Source organism: Nonomuraea sp. NPDC003201, assembly GCF_053590415.1.
The window spans coordinates 1-5,511 of record NZ_JBSFTC010000499.1 but is presented as its reverse complement, the minus strand read 5'-3'; the positions used below and the strand labels follow the sequence as shown (position 1 = coordinate 5,511).

At 72.7% G+C, this 5,511-nt stretch carries 5 protein-coding genes; 3 read left to right on the top strand and 2 right to left on the bottom strand.

Annotated elements, in window-relative coordinates; translation table 11 throughout:
* Both ACWDX9_RS58995 and ACWDX9_RS58990 read right to left on the bottom strand, forming a co-directional pair.
* The coding region (locus ACWDX9_RS58995; protein WP_449972324.1) for a condensation domain-containing protein at window positions 1–906 on the bottom strand (906 nt) is incomplete at its 3' end.
* Between the two features lie 2 nt (window positions 907–908).
* On the bottom strand, window positions 909–2,345 hold the full coding sequence (locus ACWDX9_RS58990) for a class I adenylate-forming enzyme family protein (RefSeq protein WP_449972321.1): 1,437 nt from the start codon (window positions 2,343–2,345) through the stop codon (window positions 909–911).
* Window positions 2,346–2,513: 168 nt separating this feature from the next.
* Here ACWDX9_RS58990 and ACWDX9_RS58985 point away from each other — a divergent pair, with 168 nt between their 5' ends.
* From ACWDX9_RS58985 to ACWDX9_RS58975, 3 genes are all read left to right on the top strand, one after another.
* Complete coding sequence (locus ACWDX9_RS58985; RefSeq protein ID WP_355196023.1) at window positions 2,514–2,747, top strand: acyl carrier protein; 234 nt, start codon at window positions 2,514–2,516, stop codon at window positions 2,745–2,747.
* On the top strand, window positions 2,740–4,137 hold the full coding sequence (locus ACWDX9_RS58980) for a hypothetical protein (RefSeq protein ID WP_449972318.1): 1,398 nt from the start codon (window positions 2,740–2,742) through the stop codon (window positions 4,135–4,137). Before ACWDX9_RS58985 ends, ACWDX9_RS58980 begins: the two co-directional genes overlap by 8 nt.
* Window positions 4,134–5,511, top strand: a 1,378-nt coding sequence (locus ACWDX9_RS58975; RefSeq protein ID WP_449972315.1) for a N,N-dimethylformamidase beta subunit family domain-containing protein, incomplete at its 3' end; no start/stop codon positions are given. The genes ACWDX9_RS58980 and ACWDX9_RS58975, both read left to right, overlap by 4 nt.

The following is a 5,511-nucleotide window of genomic DNA, read 5'->3' as shown; positions in this document are numbered from 1 at the left end:
CCGGATGCCGCCCGCGGCCCTGGCCGCGGGGATGTCGCGGAAGCGGTTCAGCTCGCGCAGCCGCGCCCGCAGGTCGTGGGCCAGTTCGGCGAGGGTGGTGTCCGGCGTGGGCGCGGAATAGAGGGGTAACTCGGTGGCGAACAGGCCGATGTGCTCCCTGGTCTCCGGCCGCCGGGTGGACATGGCGACCGCGACCGCCGGCTCGGCGTTGCCGTACCGGAAGAGCAGGGCGTGCACGGCCGCCAGGAACAGCTCGAAACGGGTCACCCCGACCCCCTCCCAACCGGACATCTCGCCCGTCAGGTCGAGCAGGACCGTCTCGCCGCGGCCGGCCGTCCGCGCGGTCCCGGCCATCCCGTCGATGACCACCGTCGGCCGGTCGCGCCAGTGCTCGTGCCAGTACGCCGCGGCCTCGGGCGGGATCGTGGCGGCGGCTCCGTACGGCATGGGCAGCGGCGGCAGGGGCCCGCCCGAGTAGGCCGCCGCCAGGTCGCGCACCAGCAGGTCCTTCGACATGCCGTCGAACACCAGGTGGTGCCCCACGAACAGCAGCAGATGCCGCGACGGCCCCACCTCCGCCAGCGTGAACCGCGCCAGCGGCCCCCGCCCCAGGTCGAACGGCCGCGCGATCTCCTCGCGCAGGAGGTCGTCCGCGTCCGCTGCCCGGACGAACGCGATCGGCGGCCGGTCGGCGGCGGGCACCAGGTGCAGCTCCCCGTCGCGGTCCTCGAACGCGCACCCCAGCACCGGGTGGCGGGCGAGCACCGACTCGCACGCCTTCAGCATCGCCCCCCGGTCCAGCGGGCCGTCGAACCACAGGGCGAACGGCATGTGGTACGTCGTGCCGCCGCCGTGCATCATCTCGGTGATCCACATGCCGTGCTGGGCCTGCGATGCCAGGACCATCGTCACTCCTCTGCCATACGGCGCAGTTCCCGCTTGATGACCTTGCCCGCGGCGTTCCTGGGCAGGGCGTCCAGGGTGAGCAGCACCGTGGGCAGCTCGTGCCCGGCCAGCCGGGTGCTCAGGAAGGCCCGCACGTCGCTGAGCGCCAGCGGCCCGGTGGCCACCACCGCGGCGGCCACCGCCGTGCCCATCACCGGGTGCGGCACCCCGAACACCGACGCGTCCGCCACGGCCGGGTGCTCGTGCAGCGCCGACTCGACCTGGATCGTCGAGACCTTGAACGCGCCCGACTTGATCACGTCGCTCTCCCGGTCGACGAGGTACAGGTAGCCCTCGTCGTCGAGGCGGCCGAGATCGCCCATGCGCACCCAGCCGTCCTGGAACGCGCTGTCCTCGCCGGAGTCGTAGTAGGCGCGGGGATGGGCGGCGGCACGCAGCCACACCTCGCCCGTCTCGCCTGGCGCCACGGGGGTGCCGTCCGCGTTCGCGATCCTGAGCCGGGAGCCGCCCGCCGCGCGGCCGAGCGAGCCGGGCCGGTCCGCGTCGTAGATCATGATGGTCTGCGCCGGGGCGGCCTCGGTGGAGGTGTAGTAGTTCGCGACGGTCGCGTTCGGGAACGCGGCGGTCAGGCCGGCGGCGACCGACGGGGGCAGCGCGGCGGCGGCCGAGCCGAGCAGCAGCACGCTGGACAGGTCGTGGCGGTCCTGCACGCGGGCGTTGAGAAGCTCGGCGGCCATCGCGGGGACGACGAAGACGGTGCCGGCCGCGTACTCCTCGATCAGGGCGGCGAAGCGGGCCGGGGTGAAGAGCGGGAGCGTCACCACCGCAGGGGCGGCGGTGAGGGAGTGGAGCAGCATCACCTGGCCGGCGTTCGTGCCGATGGGGAAGGCGTGCACCAGATGCCGGGAATGGGCGAACGGGCGGCGTTTGGGGTGGACGGGCGGGGAGGTCAGGTTCGCGTGGGTGGCGGCGACACCCTTGGGTCTGCCCGTCGTGCCGGAGGTGTAGAGGATCTGGGCGAGCGAGAGCGGATCCGGGGCCTCCGTCTTCTCGCGGACGGCGGGTCCCGACAGGAGCGTTGCCAACGGGATGAGGGCCGGCCCCGGAGGGAGCGCCGGGCCCCCGCCGCCGTGGACGACCGTCGTGGCCCCGCAGTCCTCGATCATGTACGCCAGCTCCGGCGGGGCGAGCCGGTCCGAGAGCGGCACCGCCACGCCGCCAGCCTTCAGCACGGCCATCCAGCTCACCGCGTAGTCCAGCCACTCGCGGGCGCCGAAGACCAGCGCGACCCGATCGCCCTTGAGCGGTCCTGGGAGCGCGCGGGCGGCGGCGGTGGAGCGCTCGTCCCACTCCGCCAGGGTCAGGCTGCCCTGGCCGGCGACGATCAGCGCGGTGTGGTCGGGATCGGTGGCGGCTCGGGACGTCAGGAGATCGGGCACTGGAAGGGCCGACGGAACCACCCCCAGAATTTTTTTCGTCGTGCCGCTTGACGCTAGAAAAAATGCACACATGCGTCAAGCCCTTACCTATAGGCGCTTGCCGACGTCTGGCACCGCGTGACACACTCGCCCCGGATTCCCCGACGAGGGAGGGTTCACCAGGTGCTGATGGATGGGGAGCTTCGCGAACGGCTCGCCGACATGATCGCCAAGGCCGCCGACGGGGCGGTCGATCCGGCCGAGGTGCTGTCCGGGCAGACCCGGCTGAGCGATCTCGGCGTCACTTCACTGGCCTACTTACGACTGATCGACGCGGTGGAGGCCGAGTTCGGGGTGGAGCTCGACCCCACGGCCATCGACAGCCTGGACGCGCTGGTGGACTACGTCCGGCTCCATGGCTGACCCCGGTGAGGTGCCGGCCAGGGACGGGCCGCTGACCTGGGGGCAGCAGGACATCTGGCGGGCGGTCGTCGCCGCCGCGCCGCAGGAGCGCTACCTCAACATCGCCCGGGTCTTCGCCGCGCCCAAGCGTCCGGTGAGCGTGGAGCGCGCCGCGCTGGCCCTCGAACGGCTGGTCGCCCGGCACGAGTCGCTCCGCACCCGGCTCACGGGGCCGCGCGACGCGCCGCTCCAGCGGGTCTGGCCGTCCGCGTGTCCCCCGTACGAGGTGGTCGAGTCGGGGCCGACCGAGTCGGGGCCGACCGAGCCGGGGCCGGTCGGGTCGGGGCCGGTCGGGTCGGAGTCGGCGGCGCTCGGCTCCGGGGCGGTCGGGTCGGTTCGGGCCGAGGAAGTGAGCCCGGTTGCCGCCGGGGAAGCGAGCTCGGTTCTGGCTGAGGAGGTGGGCGAGCGGCTGGCGGCCGAGCCGTTCGCGTACTGGGAGGAGTGGCCGCTGCGGGTGGCGTTCGTGGTGGCCGGGGGATATGTCCGGCACATCGTCCTGGCCCTCTGCCATCTCGCCGCCGACGGCCACGCGGCCGAACTCGTGGTCAAGGACTTCCGCCTGCTCCTGATCCGGGACTCCCTGCCACCCCTGCGCAGCGCCACACCCCGGGAGCTCGCCGCCTGGCAGCACTCGCCCGAGGGGAGGCGGGTGTCGGGGGAGGCGATCGGGTTCTGGCTGGAGGAGTACGCCCGGATGGACCCCGTGCCACCGTCCTCGCACGTACCGGGGGAGCCGCGTTTCGTGGAGGCCACCATGCGCTCGCCCGCGCTGGCCGCCGCCGCGCAGGAGGTCGCCGCCCGCAACCGGGTCAGCTCCTCGACAGTGCTGCTCGCGGGCGCGATGCGGGTGGCCGGAGGGCTGACCGGGCAGCGGTTCTGCGGGATGCGGGTGATCGTGAGCAACCGCTTCGCGGCCGGGCGGCGCGACGTGGTGTCCACGGTCTCGCAGGAGGCGCTGGTGGTGCTGGACCTGCGTACGGAGTCCTTCGACGCGCTGGTGCGCCAGGCGTGGGGGACGGCGCTGCGGGCGTACCGGCAGGCGCAGTACGACCCGTACGCGATGGAGGAGGCGGTCAGCCGGGTGGGGCCGGGGATCCGGTCGTTCGGCTGCTTCAACGACCAGCGGCTCGTCCAGGAGGACGGCCAGGTCGCCGCCCTGGAGGGCAAGACCGAGGTGGCCAGGACGGACGCGATGGACCGCAACATCTGCGACTTCCGCCTGCACGTGGGCGGCGAGCCGGGCCGCATGGAGGTCTCCTGCTACGCCGACACCGCCCTGCTGCCCCCGCCGGGCATCGAACAGTACCTGCTGGACCTGGAAGCCCTGATCGTGGAGGCGGCCCGTACATGAGCCTGTACGCGGAGGCGACGTCGTGCGCGCAGGGGGAGGAGCTCCGCTTCCGGCTCCTCGACGACGGTGGCGGCCCGATCGTGGTGGAGGACGTGCCGTCGGGCCGGGCCGTCATGGAGGACGTCTTCTCCGGCGGCCCTTCCTGGACCCTGAAGGTAGGCGACGACTGGCCCAGCTCCCTCTATCGAGCCATTTATCGCGACACCAGCGCATATTTCGTCGTACGTAGCTCTGTGCCCGCTTCGCCCATCCTCGTGTCGATCCCGTTCCCCACCTGGGAGGCGTACAACCGGCCCGGCGTCCCCGGCGAGGGCCTCTACCAGTCGGAGCAGCCCGACCGCGCCGTCAAGGTCACCTTCGACCGGCCGGGCGCGGGGCCGCAGATCGAGGAGTGGGAGCTCGGCCTGCTCCGCTGGCTCGGCCCGGCGGGCTACACCGTCGACTACTGCTCGGGCCTGGATCTGCACGGCGGCCTCGATCTCCTTTCCCGCTACCGGCTCCTGGTCATCAACGGCCATGACGAGTACTGGTCGTGGGAGATGCGGGACGCGGCGGAGGCATTTGCCCGCCGTGGCGGAAATATCGCCATATTCTCCGGCAATACCTGCTGGTGGCAGGTCCGCTTCGAGGACGACCTCCGTACCATGGTCTGCTACCGCGACGCCACCGCCGACCCCATGGCCGCCACCGACCCCGGCAGGGTCACGGTCGAATGGCCGAGCGACCCCGTCAACCGGCCCGAGAACACCCTCACCGGCCTCACCTTCAGGAACGGCGCCGGCTGCTGGGTGGACTCGCGCGTCATGTCCGAGGAGTCCTACACCGCCAGATTCGCCGGCCACTGGGTCTTCGAGGGAACGGGGCTCGCGGACGGCGACACGTTCGGGAGAGGCGCGATCGGCTACGAGACGGACGCGGCCGACCTGGAATGGGTGGCCGGCGTCCCCCGGGCGACCGGCCGCGACGGCACGCCCCCGTCCTTCGTCGTCCTCGCCACGGCCGACCTGTCCCACTGGCGCCGCTACGGCAAGGGCGGGGCCGCCACCATGGGCCTCCACCGCCTCGGGGCGGGCACGGTCTTCAACGCCGGCACCATCAACTGGGGCAACACCCTCGACGACCCGACCCTGGCCGCCATCACCCGCAACATCCTCAACCGCCTCTCCCACCCACCCACCACCCCCACCTGGGACCCCATCGGCCCCACCCCGCCGGTGGCCATCGCGGCCGCTTCGCCGCCCTCGGCTCCTGCTCCACCTGCGGCCCTCGCCGACGCGCCCAGGTCACGTCGAGGCGTCCGTGAACCCCGAAGGCCGCGTGCTGAACCTCTCCTTCGCTCCCCGTGCCCTGCGCATGAGCAGCCAGGACCTGGCC

Bases quoted from the DNA above. Each gene is read 5' to 3' on its own strand.
- ACWDX9_RS58985 (WP_355196023.1), top strand. From the start codon at position 2,514: ATGGATGGGGAGCTTCGCGAACGGCTCGCCGACATGATCGCCAAGGCC.
- ACWDX9_RS58980 (WP_449972318.1), top strand. From the start codon at position 2,740: ATGGCTGACCCCGGTGAGGTGCCGGCCAGGGACGGGCCGCTGACCTGG.